At 70.7% G+C, this 15,959-nt stretch carries 19 protein-coding genes; 13 read left to right on the top strand and 6 right to left on the bottom strand.

All coding sequences use genetic code 11. From position 1 onward, the window contains the following. Nucleotides 1-6 precede the first annotated feature (6 nt). From C3492_RS29485 to C3492_RS29470, 4 genes are all read left to right on the top strand, one after another. A complete protein-coding gene (locus C3492_RS29485) occupies nucleotides 7-240 on the top strand; it encodes a DUF6213 family protein (protein ID WP_030655224.1) in 234 nt (77 codons plus the stop codon). A 338-nt stretch (nucleotides 241-578) separates the two neighbouring features. Then, complete coding sequence (locus C3492_RS29480; protein ID WP_103815677.1) at nucleotides 579-1,643, top strand: type III polyketide synthase; 1,065 nt, start codon at nucleotides 579-581, stop codon at nucleotides 1,641-1,643. Next, nucleotides 1,640-2,863 carry a cytochrome P450 gene (locus C3492_RS29475; RefSeq protein WP_103815676.1) on the top strand — a complete coding sequence of 408 codons (1,224 nt, stop codon included), beginning with the start codon at nucleotides 1,640-1,642 and terminating at the stop codon, nucleotides 2,861-2,863. The genes C3492_RS29480 and C3492_RS29475 overlap by 4 nt, the downstream gene beginning before the upstream one ends. Nucleotides 2,864-2,870: 7 nt before the next feature. Then, complete coding sequence (locus tag C3492_RS29470; RefSeq protein WP_014671261.1) at nucleotides 2,871-3,392, top strand: cupin domain-containing protein; 522 nt, start codon at nucleotides 2,871-2,873, stop codon at nucleotides 3,390-3,392. Nucleotides 3,393-3,395: 3 nt separating this feature from the next. Here C3492_RS29470 and C3492_RS29465 read toward each other — a convergent pair whose 3' ends face one another. Continuing rightward, nucleotides 3,396-4,622, bottom strand: coding sequence for an acyl-CoA dehydrogenase family protein (locus C3492_RS29465; protein WP_103815675.1), 1,227 nt, complete (start codon nucleotides 4,620-4,622; stop codon nucleotides 3,396-3,398). 170 nt (nucleotides 4,623-4,792) lie between these two features. Here C3492_RS29465 and C3492_RS29460 point away from each other — a divergent pair, with 170 nt between their 5' ends. Next, nucleotides 4,793-5,437, top strand: a complete 645-nt coding sequence (locus C3492_RS29460) for a TetR family transcriptional regulator (protein ID WP_103815674.1) — start codon at nucleotides 4,793-4,795, stop codon at nucleotides 5,435-5,437. A gap of 16 nt (nucleotides 5,438-5,453) precedes the next feature. Here C3492_RS29460 and def read toward each other — a convergent pair whose 3' ends face one another. Then, the gene (gene def / locus C3492_RS29455) at nucleotides 5,454-6,008 is read right to left on the bottom strand and encodes a peptide deformylase (protein WP_181140610.1); all 555 of its coding nucleotides are present in this window, start codon (nucleotides 6,006-6,008) and stop codon (nucleotides 5,454-5,456) included. Nucleotides 6,009-6,160: 152 nt separating this feature from the next. Between def and C3492_RS29450 the strand changes: the two genes are divergently transcribed. The 8 genes from C3492_RS29450 (at nucleotide 6,161) to rocD (ending at nucleotide 13,426) form a co-directional block, all read left to right on the top strand. Beyond that, nucleotides 6,161-7,399 carry a MurT ligase domain-containing protein gene (locus C3492_RS29450; protein ID WP_030655212.1) on the top strand — a complete coding sequence of 413 codons (1,239 nt, stop codon included), beginning with the start codon at nucleotides 6,161-6,163 and terminating at the stop codon, nucleotides 7,397-7,399. A gap of 29 nt (nucleotides 7,400-7,428) precedes the next feature. Beyond that, the gene (locus tag C3492_RS29445; RefSeq protein ID WP_103815672.1) at nucleotides 7,429-8,157 is read left to right on the top strand and encodes a type 1 glutamine amidotransferase; all 729 of its coding nucleotides are present in this window, start codon (nucleotides 7,429-7,431) and stop codon (nucleotides 8,155-8,157) included. A 201-nt stretch (nucleotides 8,158-8,358) separates the two neighbouring features. Beyond that, nucleotides 8,359-9,384 carry a 6-phosphofructokinase gene (locus tag C3492_RS29440; RefSeq protein ID WP_103815671.1) on the top strand — a complete coding sequence of 342 codons (1,026 nt, stop codon included), beginning with the start codon at nucleotides 8,359-8,361 and terminating at the stop codon, nucleotides 9,382-9,384. A gap of 128 nt (nucleotides 9,385-9,512) precedes the next feature. Next, nucleotides 9,513-10,463 (top strand): cytochrome c oxidase assembly protein, encoded by a 951-nt coding sequence (locus tag C3492_RS29435; protein ID WP_103815670.1) that lies wholly within the window; start codon nucleotides 9,513-9,515, stop codon nucleotides 10,461-10,463. A gap of 92 nt (nucleotides 10,464-10,555) precedes the next feature. Further along, nucleotides 10,556-10,723 (top strand): hypothetical protein, encoded by a 168-nt coding sequence (locus tag C3492_RS29430; protein ID WP_014671269.1) that lies wholly within the window; start codon nucleotides 10,556-10,558, stop codon nucleotides 10,721-10,723. 37 nt (nucleotides 10,724-10,760) lie between these two features. Next, entirely contained in the window at nucleotides 10,761-11,246 is a 486-nt protein-coding gene (locus C3492_RS29425) for an Lrp/AsnC family transcriptional regulator (protein WP_103815669.1), read from the top strand. A 153-nt stretch (nucleotides 11,247-11,399) separates the two neighbouring features. After that, nucleotides 11,400-12,209 (top strand): dimethylargininase, encoded by an 810-nt coding sequence (gene ddaH / locus C3492_RS29420; protein ID WP_103815668.1) that lies wholly within the window; start codon nucleotides 11,400-11,402, stop codon nucleotides 12,207-12,209. Beyond that, the gene (gene rocD / locus C3492_RS29415) at nucleotides 12,209-13,426 is read left to right on the top strand and encodes an ornithine--oxo-acid transaminase (protein ID WP_103815667.1); all 1,218 of its coding nucleotides are present in this window, start codon (nucleotides 12,209-12,211) and stop codon (nucleotides 13,424-13,426) included. The genes ddaH and rocD overlap by 1 nt, the downstream gene beginning before the upstream one ends. Before the next feature lie 48 nt (nucleotides 13,427-13,474). Here the strand turns inward: rocD and C3492_RS29410 are convergent, their stop codons facing one another. The 4 genes from C3492_RS29410 to C3492_RS29395 all read right to left on the bottom strand — a co-directional run bounded on the left by C3492_RS29410 (nucleotide 13,475) and on the right by C3492_RS29395 (nucleotide 15,822). Further along, on the bottom strand, nucleotides 13,475-14,128 hold the full coding sequence (locus C3492_RS29410; protein WP_103815666.1) for a DUF305 domain-containing protein: 654 nt from the start codon (nucleotides 14,126-14,128) through the stop codon (nucleotides 13,475-13,477). Between the two features lie 94 nt (nucleotides 14,129-14,222). Next, entirely contained in the window at nucleotides 14,223-14,633 is a 411-nt protein-coding gene (locus tag C3492_RS29405) for a DUF6153 family protein (RefSeq protein ID WP_181140609.1), read from the bottom strand. A gap of 129 nt (nucleotides 14,634-14,762) precedes the next feature. Continuing rightward, entirely contained in the window at nucleotides 14,763-15,182 is a 420-nt protein-coding gene (locus C3492_RS29400) for a cupin domain-containing protein (RefSeq protein WP_103815756.1), read from the bottom strand. Nucleotides 15,183-15,447: 265 nt separating this feature from the next. After that, nucleotides 15,448-15,822: a hypothetical protein gene (locus C3492_RS29395; RefSeq protein WP_103815665.1), complete on the bottom strand. Its 375-nt coding sequence runs from the start codon at nucleotides 15,820-15,822 to the stop codon at nucleotides 15,448-15,450. Nucleotides 15,823-15,959: the final 137 nt, after the last annotated feature.

Here is a 15,959-nt window from a genome sequence, read left to right as displayed (position 1 = left end):
CCGTTTGTGAACCGCGAAGTGACCCTGCCTCTGATCGTCGACGACCGCGGGACCTTGCAGGTGGCCGCGGTGGACGTGAGTAAGTTGTTGCGGACCGTGGGGGCGCGGTGGCTGCACCTTGTCGAGGCCGGGGAGCAGGGGCTGGACGAGGACACGGTCGCCGCGCTGACCATCGAACTGGCGAAGCTGGCGGACCGTATCGACGTGGCGTGCATCGCCCACAGCAGCGGGGCGCCCTGACAGCCGTGCCCGTGTGACGTCCGTACGCGCGTGACAGCCGTACGCGCGTGACAGCCATTGCCCGATGACAGCCGTACGCGCGTGACAGCCCTGCGGGTGGTGAGAGCCCCGCGTGCCTGTGGTCACAGCCGTCCCTCTTGTTAACGGCCGTACCCGCGTTTTCCCTCGTCCGGCCGCATGAATCGCCCTGCGGGCCTGACCCCCGGGTCCCCGATTCGGAGTAACCCAGCGCGAGATCGTCGTCCCCCCGGGTGACGGTGGGTGTAGCACCCACAAGGTGAACCCACCTTCTCGCCGGTGGGCGAAGGACCCCGGAGAGCGGAAAGCAGGGACGGTTCATGGCGACTTTGTGCAAGCCCTCGGTGTCGGTCCCGGAGCACGTGATCACGATGGAGGAGACGCTGGAGCTGGCGCGCTCGCGCCACGCGGACCACCCCCAACTGCCACTGGCCCTCAGGCTGATCGAGAACACCGGCGTCAAGACACGGCACATCGTGCAGCCCATCGAGGAGACCCTGAAGCACCCGGGCTTCGAGGAGCGCAACAAGCTCTACGAGGCCGAGGCCAAGGCCCGCGTCCCCGCCGTGATCCAGCAGGCGCTGGACGACGCGGAGCTGCTCACCAGCGACATCGACGTGATCATCTACGTCTCGTGCACGGGCTTCATGATGCCCTCGCTCACGGCCTGGCTGATCAACGAGATGGACTTCGACAGCACCACCCGCCAGCTCCCCATCGCCCAGCTCGGCTGCGCGGCCGGCGGCGCGGCCATCAACCGGGCGCACGACTTCTGCTCGGCCTACCCGCACGCCAACGCGCTCATCGTGGCCTGCGAGTTCTGCTCGCTGTGCTACCAGCCCACCGACCTCGGCGTCGGCTCGCTGCTCTCCAACGGCCTGTTCGGTGACGGCATCGCCGCCGCCGTGGTCCGCGGGCGCGGCGGCACGGGCGTCCGCCTGGAGCGCAACGGCTCCTACCTCATCCCGAAGACCGAGGACTGGATCGCCTACGACGTGCGGGCCACCGGCTTCCACTTCCTGCTGGACAAGCGGGTGCCCGCGACCATGGAGCCACTCGCCCCGGCGCTCAAGGACCTGGCCGGCGACCACGGCTGGGACGCGTCCGACCTGGACTTCTACATCATCCACGCGGGCGGTCCGCGAATACTCGACGACCTCAGCAAGTTCCTGGAGGTCGACCCGCACGCCTTCCGGTTCAGCCGGTCCACGCTCACCGAGTACGGCAACATCGCCAGCGCTGTCGTCCTGGACGCGCTGCGCCGGCTGTTCGACGAGGGCGGTGCCCACGACCGGGCACGCGGACTGCTCGCCGGCTTCGGTCCCGGCATCACCGCCGAGATGTCGGTGGGCCGCTGGGTCACCGCGGACGGCGACGCCCGATGATCGAGGAGGCGACGCGCACCGGCGTCGAGGTCATGCCCCCGATCCGGCACTGGCCGGCGCTCGACCTCACGGGCACGGACTTCGACCCGGTGCTGGCCGAGCTGATGGCCGAGGGCCCCGTCGCCCGCGTCCAGCTGCCCAACGGCGAGGGCTGGGCCTGGCTGGTCACCCGCTACGACGACGTACGCATGGTGGCCAACGACCCCCGCTTCAGCCGGGAGGCGGTCGTCGACAAGCCTGTCACCCGGCTCGCCCCGCACTTCATCCCCGACCCGGGCGCGGTCGGCTTCCTCGACCCGCCCGACCACACCCGGCTGCGCCGCTCGGTCGCCGCCGCCTTCACGGCGAAGGGCGTGGAGCGGGTCCGCGACCGGGCGCGCGCCATCCTGGACGAGCTGGTCGACGACCTGCTCGGGGCCGGCCCGCCCGCGGATCTCAAGGCGGCGGTCCTCGGGCCGTTCCCGATCGCGGTGATCTGCGAGCTGATGGGCGTGCCGGCCGGCGACCGGCACGGCATGCACACCTGGACGCAACTGATCCTGTCCGCCGCGCACGGCAGGGAGGTCAGCGAGCGGGCCAAGCGGGAGATGAGCGCGTACTTCGCCGACCTGATCGCGCTGCGCGGGGACAGCGCGGGCGAGGACGTCACCTCGCTGCTCGGTGCCGCCGTGAGCCGCCGCGAGATCACCCTGGAGCAGGCCGTGGGCCTCGCCGTGCTCCTCCAGATCGGCGGCGAGGCGGTCACCGCCAACAGCGGGCAGATGTTCTACCTGCTGCTGACCCGTCCCGGTCTGACGGCGCGGCTGCGGGCGGAGCCGGCGATCCGCCCCCGGGCGATCGACGAACTCCTGCGCTACATCCCGCACCGCAACGCGGTCGGTCTGTCCAGGATCGCCCTGGAGGACGTGGAGATCGCGGGCGTCCGCATCCGCGCGGGCGACCCGGTGTACGTCTCCTACCTGGCCGCCAACCGGGACCCGGACGTCTTCCCCGAGCCGGACACCGTCGATTTCTCCCGCTGCCCGAACCCGCATGTGGCGTTCGGCTTCGGCCCGCACTACTGCCCGGGCGGCATGCTGGCCCGGCTGGAGGAGGAACTGCTGATGAACGCCCTGCTGGACCGGGTACCGGGCCTCAGACTGGCCGCACCGCCGGATCAGGTCCCCTTCGTGAAGGGCGCGTTGATCCGGGGGCCCGAGTGCCTGCCGGTGACCTGGTGAGGTCCCCATGACAGAGACCGAGGGACTGTACGTGCCACCGGGCCACGGCCGGGTCGTCGAGACACCGGCCCAGCGGGTGACCTTCAAGGTCACCGGCCTGCACTCGCGCATGGCCTCCACCTTCGAGGTGGAGGTCCCGCCCGGCTTCGACGTGGGCGCCCATGTGCACACGCGCAGCGAGGAGTTGTTCTACATCCTCGAAGGCGAACTGGACGTGCTCGCCTTCGAGCCGCGCGTGCGCACCCCCGACAACTGGCGGAAGTGGGAGTCGTCCTCGGGCAGCCGGGTGGTCCGGGCGACACCGGGCACGGTCATCGTCGTACCGCCCGGCTGCCCGCACGCGTTCGCGAATCCGACGGAGACACCGGCGAAGATGTTCTTCCAGGCCGCTCCCCCGCCGGACCACGAGCGCTATTTCGAGGAGCTGCTGGACATCCTCGGCAACGGCGGCCCTCCGGACCAGGAGGCCATCGAGGCGCTGCGGGCCAAGTACGACATCGAGCAGCTCACACCGCTCAGGCACCGGTGAGCGCTAGCGGATGGGCATCCCCGACAGGGTCCGCGCGATGACCAGCCGCTGGATCTCGCTCGTGCCCTCGAAGATGGTGTAGATGGCCGCGTCCCGGTGCATCCGCTCGACCGGGTACTCACGGGTGTAGCCGTTGCCGCCGAGGATCTGGATCGCCTGGGCCGTCACCTTCTTGGCGGTCTCGCTGGCGAACAGCTTCGACATGGAGCCCTCGGCGGCGGTGAACGGCTTGCCGTTGATCGCCATCCAGGAGGCACGCCACACCAGCAGGCGGGCGGCGTCGATCCGGGTGCGCATGTCCGCCAGCTGGAAGGCCACGCCCTGGTTGTCGATGATCGGGCGGCCGAACTGCTCGCGGGTCGTGGCGTAGTCGAGGGCGACCTCGTACGCGGCCCGGGCGGTGCCCACCGCCATGGCGCCGACCGCCGGGCGGGACGCCTCGAACGTGGCCATGGCCGCGTTCTTGACGCGGTCGCCGCCCTTCTTCGCCTTCTCCCGGGCCCGGGCCAGCCGCTCGTCCAGCTTGTCCTTGCCGCCGAGCAGGCAGGACCCGGGCACCCGGACGTTGTCCAGGATGACCTCGGCGGTGTGCGAGGCGCGGATGCCGTGCTTCTTGAACTTCTGCCCCTGGGAGAGTCCGGGCGTGCCCGGCGGGACGATGAAGGAGGCGTGGCCCTTGGAGCCCAGCTCGGGGTCCACGACGGCGACGACGACGTGGACGTTGGCGATGCCGCCGTTGGTCGCCCAGGTCTTCGTGCCGTTGATCACCCACTCGTCCTTGGCCTCGTCGTACACGGCACGCGTGCGCATGGAGGCGACGTCGGAGCCGGCGTCGGGCTCGGAGGAGCAGAACGCGGCGACCTTGACGTCGTTCTGGTCGCCGTACATCTGGGGTATCCAGGTGCCGATCTGTTCCTCGGTCCCGTTGGCGAGTACGCCCACGGCGGCCAGGCCGGTGCCCACAATGGACAGGGCGATGCCCGCGTCGCCCCAGAACAGCTCCTCCATGGCCATCGGGATGCCGAGGCCGGTGGGGTCGAAGTACTGCTGTGCGTAGAAGTCGAGGGAGTAGATGCCGACCTTCGCGGCCTCCTGGATGACCGGCCAGGGAGTCTCCTCGCGCTCGTCCCACTCCGCCGCCGCGGGACGGATCACATCCGCGGCGAAGCCATGGAGCCAGTCGCGTACTTCCTTCTGTTCCTCGTTCAGCTCCATGGTGAACTCGGCCATGTCCCCTCCAGCTGCGGTGGTGCGGTGTTACTTACGGTAACCCGAGTGTGTTACCGATCGGTAGGAAAAGTCAACCGCCGATGACGCCTCGGCTGCCCGTTCGATGTCGGGGGCCCGGTCAGTGTTAGTTTGCGCAGGCGTCACCGAATCAGCACGGGTGGGGAGAGCACATGGACACCACGCAGCGGACCGATCAGCAGCGGTCCGCCGACCGCCGACGGCGCGAGCTGCTGGAGGCCGCCGACCGGGTGGTGCTGCGCGACGGCCCGCAGGCGTCGATGAACGCGATCGCGGCGGAAGCGGGTATCACGAAGCCGATCCTTTACCGGCACTTCGGCGACAAGGGCGGTCTTTACGCGGCCTTGGCCAAGCGGCACACCGACGCGCTGCTGGCATCGCTGCGCGCGGCGCTGGACGCGCCGGTCGACCGGCGCGAGCGGGTCGAGTCCACGCTGGACACCTATCTCGCCGCGATCGAGGCGCGACCCCAGGTGTACCGGTTCCTCATGCATCCGGCGGAGGGGAGCACCGGCGGCGACCAGGGCTTCGACGTCGGCAAGCACTCGGCTCCACTGCTGCGGCGGATGGGCGAGGAACTGGCCCAGGTCATCGAGGAACGGGTGGACCTCGGGCCGGAGAGCCAGCAGCTGGCACGGGTGTGGGGACATGGGATCGTCGGGATGATGCACGCCGCCGGGGACTGGTGGCTGGGGGAACGGCCCTGTTCCCGCGCCGAGTTGGTGCGGTCTCTCGCCGACCTGCTGTGGGGTCGCCTGGCCGCGGCCGGGGACAGGGTGGGCGGCCCGGGGTTCTGAACGGCCCCCGCGCCCCTCAGGCCTGCGCGCCCACCCGGTTCCAGGAAGCTCTGGAGACCTGCCTCAGCAGTCGCCGCTTCCGCCACCCCGTGAGGTGGTCCGCGTACACCCGGCCCTCCAGGTGGTCGCACTCGTGTTGCAAGCATCTGGCAAAGAAACCGGTGCCGTGGAGGGTGACCGGGTCGCCGGTCAGCGTGAAGCCCTCGACCACCGCGTGGTCGTAGCGCTCGGTTCCCGCCTCCAGCCCCGGCAGCGACAGGCAGCCCTCGGGACCGCGGACCACCACACCGTCCGCCTCCACCAGCCGGGGGTTCACCACGTGCCCCAGGTGACGCACGTCCTCGTCGTCCGGACAGTCGTACACGAACACCCGCAGACCGACCCCGATCTGATTAGCGGCCAGGCCCACCCCCTGCGCCGCGTACATCGTGGCGAACAGGTCCTCCACGAGGGCGGCGAGGCCGGGGCCGAAGTCGGTGACGTCCCGGCAGGGCTCGCGCAGTACCGCGTCGCCGAGCAGGGTGAGGGGCCGGACGCGCCCGTGGGCGCCCGGAATGGAACCGTGTCGCATGGCGGCAAGGGTACGGTTCGTATCGCTCATGCCCGCCGCTCAAGGCCTGGGCCGGGATTCGGGTGTGGGAATGGATCTCGATAGGCTGAGGTTCACACCACGTTGCCGGATGGCCCCAGGCGCGGCGCGTACGCAAGGAGGATCGAGAACTGATGGCAGGCAACTCGGACCCGCTCACGCCGCGGGCCAAGCTGGCCGTGACCGCGGGCAAGGCGGTCGCTGCGGCATCGCGGGCCGCGGGGCGCGGCAGCGGATCGGTGATCGGTGGCCGGGTCGCACTGAAACTCGACCCCGACCTGCTCGCCCGGCTCGCCCAGAACCTGGACGTCGTCCTGGTGTCGGCGACCAACGGCAAGACCACGACCACCCGGCTCATCGCCGAGGCGCTGCGCGCCGCGGGCCCGGTCGTGTCGAACGCGCTCGGCGCCAACATGCCGGCCGGTATCACCTCCGCCCTGGCGGGCGGCTCGGACGCCAAGTTCGGCGTCATCGAGGTCGACGAGAAGTACCTGGCCGGTGTGGCCCGGGACACCAGCCCGAAGTGCATCGCCCTGCTGAACCTCTCCCGTGACCAGCTCGACCGCGCCGCCGAGACCCGGATGCTCGCCGAGAACTGGCGGGAGGGCCTGGCCGGCTCCAAGGCCGTCATCGTCGCCAACTGCGACGACCCGCTGGTGGTGTGGGCCGCGTCGTCGTCCCCGAATGTGATCTGGGTCGCGGCCGGGCAGATGTGGAAGGACGACGCCTGGTCCTGCCCGTCGTGCGGTGGCGTGATGCAGCGCCCGGGTGACGACTGGTTCTGCGGTGAGTGCGGGTTCCGGCGGCCGACGCCGACCTGGGCGCTGTCCGGGGACCATGTGCTGGACCCGCACGGGTCCGCCTGGCCGATCCACCTCCAGCTGCCGGGCCGTGCCAACAAGGCGAACGCTGCCTCCTCCGCGGCCGTCGCCGCCGTCTTCGGCGTGCCGCCGCAGGTGGCCCTGGAGCGGATGTACCAGGTGCAGGCGGTGGCCGGCCGGTACGACGTTGTCCAGTTCCAGAACCGCGACCTCCGGCTGCTGCTGGCGAAGAACCCGGCCGGCTGGCTGGAGACGTTCTCCCTGATCGACCCGCCGCCCGCGCCGGTGATCCTGTCCGTGAACGCGCGGGGGGCCGACGGCACCGACACCTCCTGGCTGTGGGACGTCGACTACACCCGGCTGACCGGCCACCCGATCTTCGTGATCGGCGACCGGAAGCTGGACCTCGCCGTCCGTCTGGAGGTCGCCAACCAGCACTTCCAGGTCTGCGACAACCTCGACCAGGCCGTGCAGATGTGCCCGCCGGGCCGGATCGAGGTCATCGCGAACTACACCGCGTTCCAGGACCTGCGCCGCCGCGTCGGCAACTGATCTTCTGATCCTCGAAGGGCGATCACCTCATGAGCGACAACCAACTGCGGCTGGTGTGGATCTACCCGGACCTGCTGAGCACCTACGGCGACCAGGGCAACGCGCTCGTCGTGGAGCGCCGGGCCCGGCAGCGGGGCCTGGACGTGGCCCGCCTCGACGTGCGCAGCGACCAGCCGATCCCGACCTCCGGTGACATCTACCTCATCGGCGGCGGCGAGGACCGTCCGCAGCGGCTCGCGGCCGAGCGGCTGCGCCGGGACGGGCATCTGCACCGGGCGGTGGAGAACGGCGCGATCGTCTTCTCGGTCTGTGCCGGCTACCAGATCCTCGGCCACGAGTTCATCAACGACCTCGGCCAGCGCGAGCCGGGCCTCGGCCTGCTCGACGTGGTGTCCGTGCGCGGCGAGGGCGAGCGGTGCGTCGGTGACGTGCTGGCCGACATCGACCCGCAGCTCGGCCTCCCCCAGCTGACCGGCTTCGAGAACCACCAGGGCGTCACCCACCTGGGCCCCACGGCCCGCCCCTTCGCCCGGGTGCAGATCGGCAAGGGCAACGGCACCGGGGACGGCACGGAGGGCGCGTACAACGGGACCGTCTTCGGTACGTACATGCACGGACCGGTCCTCGCCCGCAACCCGCAGATCGCCGACCTGCTGCTGAAGCTGGCGCTCGACGTCAACGCGCTGCCGCCGATCGACGACCGCTGGTACGAGGCGCTCCGCAACGAGCGCATCGCGGCTGCGCAGCAGCCCGCGTAACCCGTTCTTCAGCCGGATTTCAGTGTGGTCCGGCAGGCTCGTGGCGGGCCCGCCTGACGGTCCGTCCGCTCACATGTGCGGGCGCGTCCAGCAGGCGGACGCCCGCTACGGAGCCACCCCCTCACGCCGGTAGGGTGACCGGGAATCCGCCGGACATCGTGGTCCGGTTACCGGGCCCACGTTGAGAAGGTATTTCGGGCTATGCGCATTGGTGTCCTCACGTCCGGCGGCGACTGCCCCGGCCTGAACGCCGTCATCCGGTCCGTCGTGCACCGCGCCGTCGCCGACCACGGCGACGAGGTCATCGGTTTCCGGGACGGCTGGAAGGGCCTCCTGGAATGCGACTATCTGAAGCTCGACCTGGACGCCGTGGGCGGCATCCTCGCGCGCGGCGGCACCATCCTCGGCTCCTCCCGGGTCCGCCCCGAGCATCTGCGGGACGGCGTGGAGCGGGCCAGGGGCCATGTCGCGGAACTCGGCCTGGACGCGATCATCCCGATCGGCGGTGAGGGCACGCTGAAGGCGGCCCGGCTGCTGTCGGACGCCGGTCTGCCGATCGTGGGCGTGCCCAAGACCATCGACAACGACATCGCCGTCACCGACGTCACCTTCGGTTTCGACACGGCGGTGACCGTGGCGACCGAGGCCCTGGACCGGCTGAAGACCACCGCCGAGTCCCACCAGCGGGTGCTGATCGTGGAGGTCATGGGCCGGCACACCGGCTGGATCGCGCTGCACTCCGGCATGGCGGCCGGTGCCCACGCCGTGGTCGTGCCGGAGCGGCCCTTCGACATCGACGAGTTGACGAGGAAGGTCGGCGAGCGGTTCGAGGCGGGCAAGCGGTTCGCCATAGTGGTCGCCGCGGAAGGGGCCAAGCCGCGACCCGGCTCCATGGAGTTCGACGAGGGCGGCAAGGACGTCTACGGCCACGAGCGCTTCGCGGGCATCGCGCGGCAGCTGTCGGTCGAGCTGGAGCAGCGGCTCGGCAAGGAGGCCCGGCCGGTGATCCTCGGGCATGTGCAGCGGGGCGGCACGCCGACGCCGTACGACCGGGTGCTGGCGACCCGCTTCGGCTGGCACGCGGTGGAGGCCGTGCACCGGGGTGAGTTCGGCAAGATGACGGCGCTGCGCGGGACCGACATCGTCATGGTGTCACTGGCGGAGGCCGTGGAGACGCTGAAGACCGTACCGGCGGAGCGGTACGACGAGGCGGAGTGCGTTCTCTGACCCACTGGTCCGGGTGAGGACAAACCGGCCCCGGTCACCGCGGTGACCGGGGCCGGTTCTACTCTTGGTGCGGACACAGACAGCTGTGGACAGACACCGCTCAACCCCCACGAACCAGGAGCCGCCGGATGGATCACAGCGGGCACGGCATGACCATGGATCTGCCGCCGTTCACGCTGGGGCGAGGGCTCGAATGGTCGGCGGACCCCTTCTTCCTCATCGCCTGCCTGGCCGGTCTGGCCCTGTACGGCTGGGGTGTCGTGCGGCTGCGGCGGCGCGGGGACGCCTGGCCGGTGAGCCGTACCGTCTCGTACGTCGTCGGCGTGCTCACCATCGCGCTGGTGATGTGCACCAGGCTGAACGACTACGGCATGGTCATGTTCAGCGTGCACATGGTGCAGCACATGGTGATCAGCATGCTGTCGCCGATCCTGATCCTGCTCGGCGCGCCGGTCACCCTGGCGCTGCGCGCGCTGCCGACCGCCGGCAAGGGCCGCAAGGGTCCACGTGAGCTGCTGCTGATGCTGCTGCACAGCCGGTACATGCGGATCATCACCCACCCGGCGTTCACCATCCCGCTGTTCATCGCGAGCCTGTACGCCCTCTACTTCACCCCGCTGTTCGACTTCCTGATGGGCTCGAAGACCGGGCACGTCGCGATGATGGTGCACTTCCTCGCGGTGGGTGTCGTGTTCTTCTGGCCGATCATCGGCGTCGACCCGGGCCCGCACCGGCCGGGCTACCTGATGCGGATGCTGGAACTGTTCGCGGGCATGCCGTTCCACGCGTTCTTCGGCATCGCGTTGATGATGGCGTCGACGCCGATGGTGGAGACCTTCGAGCACCCGCCCGCCTCGCTGGGCATCGACGCGCTGTCCGACCAGAGCGCGGCGGGCGGCATCGCCTGGGCGTTCAGCGAGATCCCGTCGGTGCTGGTGCTGATCGCGCTGCTGTTCCAGTGGTACCGCTCCGAGCAGCGGCAGGCCAAGCGCAAGGACCGGGCCGCCGACCGGGACGGCGACAAGGAGCTGGAGGCGTACAACGCCTTTCTGGCCTCGCTGAACGCGCGCGAGGGCTAGCCTCGTCCCGCGCCGGGACCGGCCGCACCTGTCCCGTCCGGGCGCGAACCGGGGCACCATGGTCGTGGACGGACCATGAGGAGGGTGTCGCGATGCCCGGTTCCACGAACGGTTCCACCAAGACGATGGGGGCGCTCACGGTCGGCGGGCTGGTCGTCGTGACCGCCTACACGGTCGCGCTCGGCAGCAACGGCTGGCTGTGGTTCGGATGGGTGGTGCTGGGGTTGCTGACGCTCGCCCTGGTGGTCACCCAGTCGTGAGCCGCGCGGTGCGTGCGCGGCTGGCTACAGTGCCCGCATGAACAGCAGGACGCCGTCGTTCGACGAGCTGGACCGCCAGATCACCACCGCGCTCATGACGAACGCGCGGACCAGCTTCGCCGAGATCGGAGCCGCGATCGGGCTGTCCGCCACCGCGGTCAAGCGGCGGGTGGACCGGCTGCGGGAGACCGGGGTGATCACCGGGTTCACGGCCACGGTCAAGCCCTCCGCGCTGGGCTGGCGCACGGAGGCGTACGTCGAGGTGTACTGCGAGGGCGCGGCCCCGCCCCGGCGGCTGGCGGAGGTCGTCCGCAACCATCCGGAGATCGCGGCGGCCATGACGGTGACCGGCGGCGCCGACGCGCTGCTGCACGTGCGCGCCCGGGACGTGGAGCACTTCGAGGAGGTGCTGGAGCGGATCCGCGCCGAGCCGTTCATCCGGAAGACGATCAGTGTGATGGTGCTGTCCCACCTGCTCCCGGAAAGCCCGGAAGCCGGCGCCACCCACGCGGCGCCCGAGTGACCGGACCGGCGCGCAGGAGTCGTGCGTGCGCCCCGGCGACAACGCAGTGATGCTGCGCAACCGCGCAGCTTTCCTCGCTTGTCGCCCGTCTTCCTCCCTTCCTACCGTGGTGTCACCCCTCAGTGACACACAGGAAAACGGAGGAAACCCTCTGTGTCCGACAGTCGTGTGCCGCGTTCCCGGCGTTTTCTCGTCTGTGAACCCAGACACTTCGCCGTCCAGTACGCGATCAATCCCTGGATGCATCCCGACAAGCCCGTCGACGTGGACCTCGCCCAGGAGCAGTGGCAGCAGCTGATCCGCGCCTACCGGGCCCACGGCCACACCGTGGACTCCGTCGAGCCGGTCCCCGGCCTGCCGGACATGGTGTTCGCCGCCAACGCGGCGTTCGTCGTCGGCGGCCGGGTCTTCGGCTCCCTGTTCCACGCCCCGGAGCGCCGTCCCGAGTCGGTGCACTACGACACCTGGTTCAAGACGGCCGGCTTCGACGTCCACCGGCCCGAGTCGGTGACCGAGGGCGAGGGCGACCTGGTGTGGACGGGCCGGTACGTGCTCGCCGGCACCGGGTTCCGCACCACGCGTGAGGCGCACCGGGAGGCGCAGGAGTTCCTCGGCCACCCGGTGATCGGCCTGACCCTGGTCGACCCGTACTTCTACCACCTGGACACGGCGCTGTTCGTCCTCGACGACGACAACATCTGCTACTACCCGGAGGCCTTCTCCCCGGGCAGCCGGGAGGTCCTCAAGCGCCTGTACCCGGACGCGGTGCTGGCCACCCGCGAGGACGCGATGGCGTTCGGCCTGAACTCCGTCTCCGACGGCCGGAACGTCTTCATCGCGCCCCAGGCGGAAGCGCTCGCCGAACGTCTGGCCGGCCACGGCTACGTCCCCGTCCCCGTCGACCTGTCCGAGTTCCACAAGGCCGGCGGCGGCATCAAGTGCTGCACCCAGGAGATCCGCTGATGACCGCACCCGCGCGCACCCGTACGTCCGACGACCTGATCCGCGCGGAGGAGCCGGTCCTCGCGCACAACTACCACCCGCTGCCCGTGGTGGTGGCCCGTGCCGAGGGCACCTGGGTGGAGGACGTCGAGGGCAACCGCTACCTCGACATGCTGGCCGGCTACTCGGCCCTCAACTTCGGCCACCGGCACCCGGCGCTCATCGAGGCGGCACACCGCCAGCTCGACCGGCTCACCCTCACCTCCCGGGCCTTCCACAACGACCGGCTGGCCGAGTTCGCCGAGCGGCTCGCGGAGCTGACCGGGCTGGACATGGTGCTGCCGATGAACACCGGCGCGGAGGCCGTGGAGAGCGGCATCAAGGTGGCCCGCAAGTGGGCGTACGACGTGAAGGGCGTCCCGGCCGGACAGGCGACGATCGTGGTCGCGGCGGAGAACTTCCACGGCCGTACGACGACCATCGTCAGTTTCTCCACCGACGAGACGGCCCGGGCCGGGTTCGGACCGTTCACGCCCGGTTTCCGGATCGTGCCGTACAACGACCTGGCCGCGCTGGAGGCAGCGGTCGACGACACCACGGCGGCGGTGCTGATCGAGCCCATCCAGGGCGAGGCCGGGGTGATCATCCCGGACGACGGCTATCTCGCCGGGGTGCGGGAGCTGACCCGCCGCAAGGGCTGCCTGTTCGTCGCGGACGAGATCCAGTCGGGCCTCGGCCGGACGGGCCGCACCCTCGCCGTCGAGCACGAGGACGTCGTCCCGGACGTGCTGCTGCTCGGCAAGGCGCTCGGCGGCGGCATCGTGCCGGTGTCGGCGGTGGTGGGCCGGCGCGAGGTGCTGGGGGTGCTGCACCCGGGTGAGCACGGTTCGACGTTCGGCGGCAATCCGCTCGCCGCGGCGGTCGGCACGGCCGTGGTCGAGCTGCTGGAAACCGGTGAGTTCCAGCGTCGGGCGGCCGAGCTCGGCGTGGTCCTGCGGGACGGGCTGACCGAGCTGACCGGCAAGGGCGTGACCGGTTTCCGGGCGCGGGGGCTGTGGGCCGGCGTCGACGTCGACCCCGCCCTCGGCACCGGCCGCGAGATCAGCGAGCGCCTGATGCGCGAGGGCGTCCTGGTCAAGGACACCCACGGGTCCACGATCCGGCTCGCGCCGCCGCTGACGATCACGGCGGAGGAGCTGCGGTCGGCGCTGGCGGCCCTGGAGAAGGTGCTGGCCTGAGGGACGGGCGGGGGCCGGTGACGGCACCGGTCCCCGCCCGCCGCGCCGTCAGTGCGTGCCGAGGAGCTGCTTCATCTCCTTGATCTCGGCGTTCTGCGCGGTGACGATGGCGTCCGCCATGGTCCTGGCGGGGCCGTACTGGCCCTTCTCCTTCTCGGTTGTGGCCATCTCGACGGCGCCCTCGTGGTGGTCGACCATCATCGACAGGAACTTGGTGTCGAAGTCCTTGCCGGTGGCCTTCTCCAGGGCCGTCATGTCGGCCTCACTCATCATCCCGGACATCTCTGACATGCCCGACATTCCGGAGTGGGCGGAGTGGTCCATGCCGGCCATGGGGACCTGCTCGCCCCAGGACGTCAGCCAGCCGGTCATGGTGCGGATCTCCGGGTCCTGCGCCTTCTCGATGCGCGAGGCGAGGTCCTTCACCCGCGCGGAGGAGGCCCGGCCGTCGGCGAGCTTCGCCATCTCCAGGGCCTGCCGGTGGTGCGGGATCATGCCCTGCGCGAAGGAGACGTCCTGGGCGTTGTGCGCGGTGGCCGACGCGCTCGGAGCGGCCGACGCGCTCGCGGTGGCGGAGGAGCCGTGGCCGGTGTGGCCACCGCCGGCGCTGTCGTTGTCGCCGCCGCAGGCGGCCAGGACGAGGGCTCCGGTCACGGCGACCGCGGCGAGGGCGGCACGGCGCGTCAGGGTACGGATGGTCATGCGGGGAACTCCTGCTGTTCGGAAGGGATTTCGGGCACGCGTGAACACGACCGCGGCACCTGCGCCGGGGCAGGGCGGGCGGCCGGGGGCGGCTCTAGATCCGCAGGAGTTGGAGTTCCGCCAGATCGGGCGGGGCACGGGCGCCGTCCGGCGCGGTGGCCGGACCGGGGCGAGGACAGGCGGCCGGTACGACGACGGCCACCGGGTCGGGGGCCGGTACGGGCAGCTGGGGGCCGCCGTCCAGCGCGCCCGAGGCACAGCTCGGGTCGGCGTGGTGCAGCCGGTGGCCGCCGCAGTGACCGGCGGCGTCCGGGCAGTCGTCCGGCGCGCTGACGGCGACCGCGCCGTGCGCGGCCCGGGCGTGCCCGGGGTGTCCGGCGTGAGCCATGCCCCCGCCGGGCGCCAGCGCGTGCATCCCGAGCAGTCCGGCCAGCAGGGCGAGCACGAGCAGCCCGCGGTGCCGCCGCTGGGGCGGTCGCGGGGCGTGTGCTCGGGTGCCGGTCATCGGGGACATCGTACGAGGGCCGGACACGGCCGGCGTGCGGGGGCACGCCGGCCGCGGCCCGCGTGCCGCAGCGGCGCGGGGTGAGCCGGGCCGAGGGGCCGTGTCCGGGGCGTTCGATGCTCTCGCGGGTCAGCCTTCGGAGGGGCGCGGGGCGCGCAGATGCGCCCGTTCCTTCAGCTCCTCCTCCTCGACCAACGTGAGCATCGGCTGACCCGGCGCGCACACCATGGTCACCACGAACTTGGTCGGTGCGTCCGACAGGGCGTTGCCGTCCTGGTAGTGGATCACGTCACCGCCAGGCTCCCAGAACGTCCCACCGGCCTCGACCACACGCTCGGGCTCACCCTCCAGCTCGAACCGGAGCGCACCCTCCATCACATAGCCGAACGACGGGCCCGAGTGGCGATGCGGAGGCAGCCCGGGGTGACCGGGAGGCCAGTCGACGAGGATGGTCATTCCCGAACCACCTTCGGGAAAGAAGGGGGGAGTGACGTCCTGCAACAACTTGACTTCGGGCGGCAAGGAGATCTCAGGCTTCTTCTCGGACATGTTCCACACCTCCGTAAGCCTGCCCGGAACGGCCGATCGGCAGATCCGTGACAGACCCTGCGCCTTCTGCCGCGCCCCGACGGTCTCAAGACCACCCTGCCTCCCGTCAGCGGCCACCACAATCCGGGAGCAGGCGAGACCGAGACCGCCTCACAAGCCGTAGGCCCGGCCACCGTGATGTCCGGTGAGTGAGTCTGCAGTGACGTCGGCATGCCCGTGCAGGGCATGAGAGCAGGGCCGTCAGGGGCGGCCGATCATGCGCCGTTCAGGGGCCGAGGGGGCTCCAGTCGAACCATCCATGAGAGGTGTCGTAGACCGTCGTGGGCTCGTCGCAGGTCTGAGTTGCCGCGATCCGCGCGGCGACGGCGTCCGCGCGCGCCGCGTACCCGTCCGCCAAGACCATCAGGACCACAACGGCGGACAGGGCGAGGGCCGGCAGGATCCGCCGGCGCCGCACGCGCGAGAGGGCCAGTGCCGCCACGGACAGCACCAGCCCCGCCATCAGAAGCCACCGGTTCGTACCCGCCTCGCGGTCGAGCCTCTCGGAGAGCCCGACAACGTGATCGCACAGGACATACGTCTCCGGCCCGCCGGCCAACGACAGGAAGCGCTCCAACAAGGCCACCAGCACGACGCACATCCCCAGAACCGGAAGAGGACTCCGTTCCTGGCGCGGTTGCACTCTCATCTCGCACCCAAGCCCTCTCATACCGACTCACGTGCCTTTGATCAGAAGGCGGCGTTCATTGAACCACTGAGGACGTCCCACGATCGGTG

This window comes from Streptomyces sp. Ru62, assembly GCF_002920615.1.
Taxonomy (GTDB): domain Bacteria; phylum Actinomycetota; class Actinomycetes; order Streptomycetales; family Streptomycetaceae; genus Streptomyces.
This window is presented reverse-complemented; position numbering and strand designations above follow the sequence as displayed.

Bases quoted from the DNA above. Each gene is read 5' to 3' on its own strand.
- C3492_RS29480 (WP_103815677.1), top strand. From the start codon at position 579: ATGGCGACTTTGTGCAAGCCCTCGGTGTCGGTCCCGGAGCACGTGATC.
- C3492_RS29475 (WP_103815676.1), top strand. From the start codon at position 1,640: ATGATCGAGGAGGCGACGCGCACCGGCGTCGAGGTCATGCCCCCGATC.
- C3492_RS29470 (WP_014671261.1), top strand. From the start codon at position 2,871: ATGACAGAGACCGAGGGACTGTACGTGCCACCGGGCCACGGCCGGGTC.
- C3492_RS29465 (WP_103815675.1), bottom strand. From the start codon at position 4,622: ATGGCCGAGTTCACCATGGAGCTGAACGAGGAACAGAAGGAAGTACGC.
- C3492_RS29460 (WP_103815674.1), top strand. From the start codon at position 4,793: ATGGACACCACGCAGCGGACCGATCAGCAGCGGTCCGCCGACCGCCGA.
- def (WP_181140610.1), bottom strand. From the start codon at position 6,008: ATGCGACACGGTTCCATTCCGGGCGCCCACGGGCGCGTCCGGCCCCTC.
- C3492_RS29450 (WP_030655212.1), top strand. From the start codon at position 6,161: ATGGCAGGCAACTCGGACCCGCTCACGCCGCGGGCCAAGCTGGCCGTG.
- C3492_RS29445 (WP_103815672.1), top strand. From the start codon at position 7,429: ATGAGCGACAACCAACTGCGGCTGGTGTGGATCTACCCGGACCTGCTG.
- C3492_RS29440 (WP_103815671.1), top strand. From the start codon at position 8,359: ATGCGCATTGGTGTCCTCACGTCCGGCGGCGACTGCCCCGGCCTGAAC.
- C3492_RS29435 (WP_103815670.1), top strand. From the start codon at position 9,513: ATGGATCACAGCGGGCACGGCATGACCATGGATCTGCCGCCGTTCACG.
- C3492_RS29430 (WP_014671269.1), top strand. From the start codon at position 10,556: ATGCCCGGTTCCACGAACGGTTCCACCAAGACGATGGGGGCGCTCACG.
- C3492_RS29425 (WP_103815669.1), top strand. From the start codon at position 10,761: ATGAACAGCAGGACGCCGTCGTTCGACGAGCTGGACCGCCAGATCACC.
- rocD (WP_103815667.1), top strand. From the start codon at position 12,209: ATGACCGCACCCGCGCGCACCCGTACGTCCGACGACCTGATCCGCGCG.
- C3492_RS29410 (WP_103815666.1), bottom strand. From the start codon at position 14,128: ATGACCATCCGTACCCTGACGCGCCGTGCCGCCCTCGCCGCGGTCGCC.
- C3492_RS29405 (WP_181140609.1), bottom strand. From the start codon at position 14,633: ATGACCGGCACCCGAGCACACGCCCCGCGACCGCCCCAGCGGCGGCAC.
- C3492_RS29400 (WP_103815756.1), bottom strand. From the start codon at position 15,182: ATGTCCGAGAAGAAGCCTGAGATCTCCTTGCCGCCCGAAGTCAAGTTG.
- C3492_RS29395 (WP_103815665.1), bottom strand. From the start codon at position 15,822: ATGTGCGTCGTGCTGGTGGCCTTGTTGGAGCGCTTCCTGTCGTTGGCC.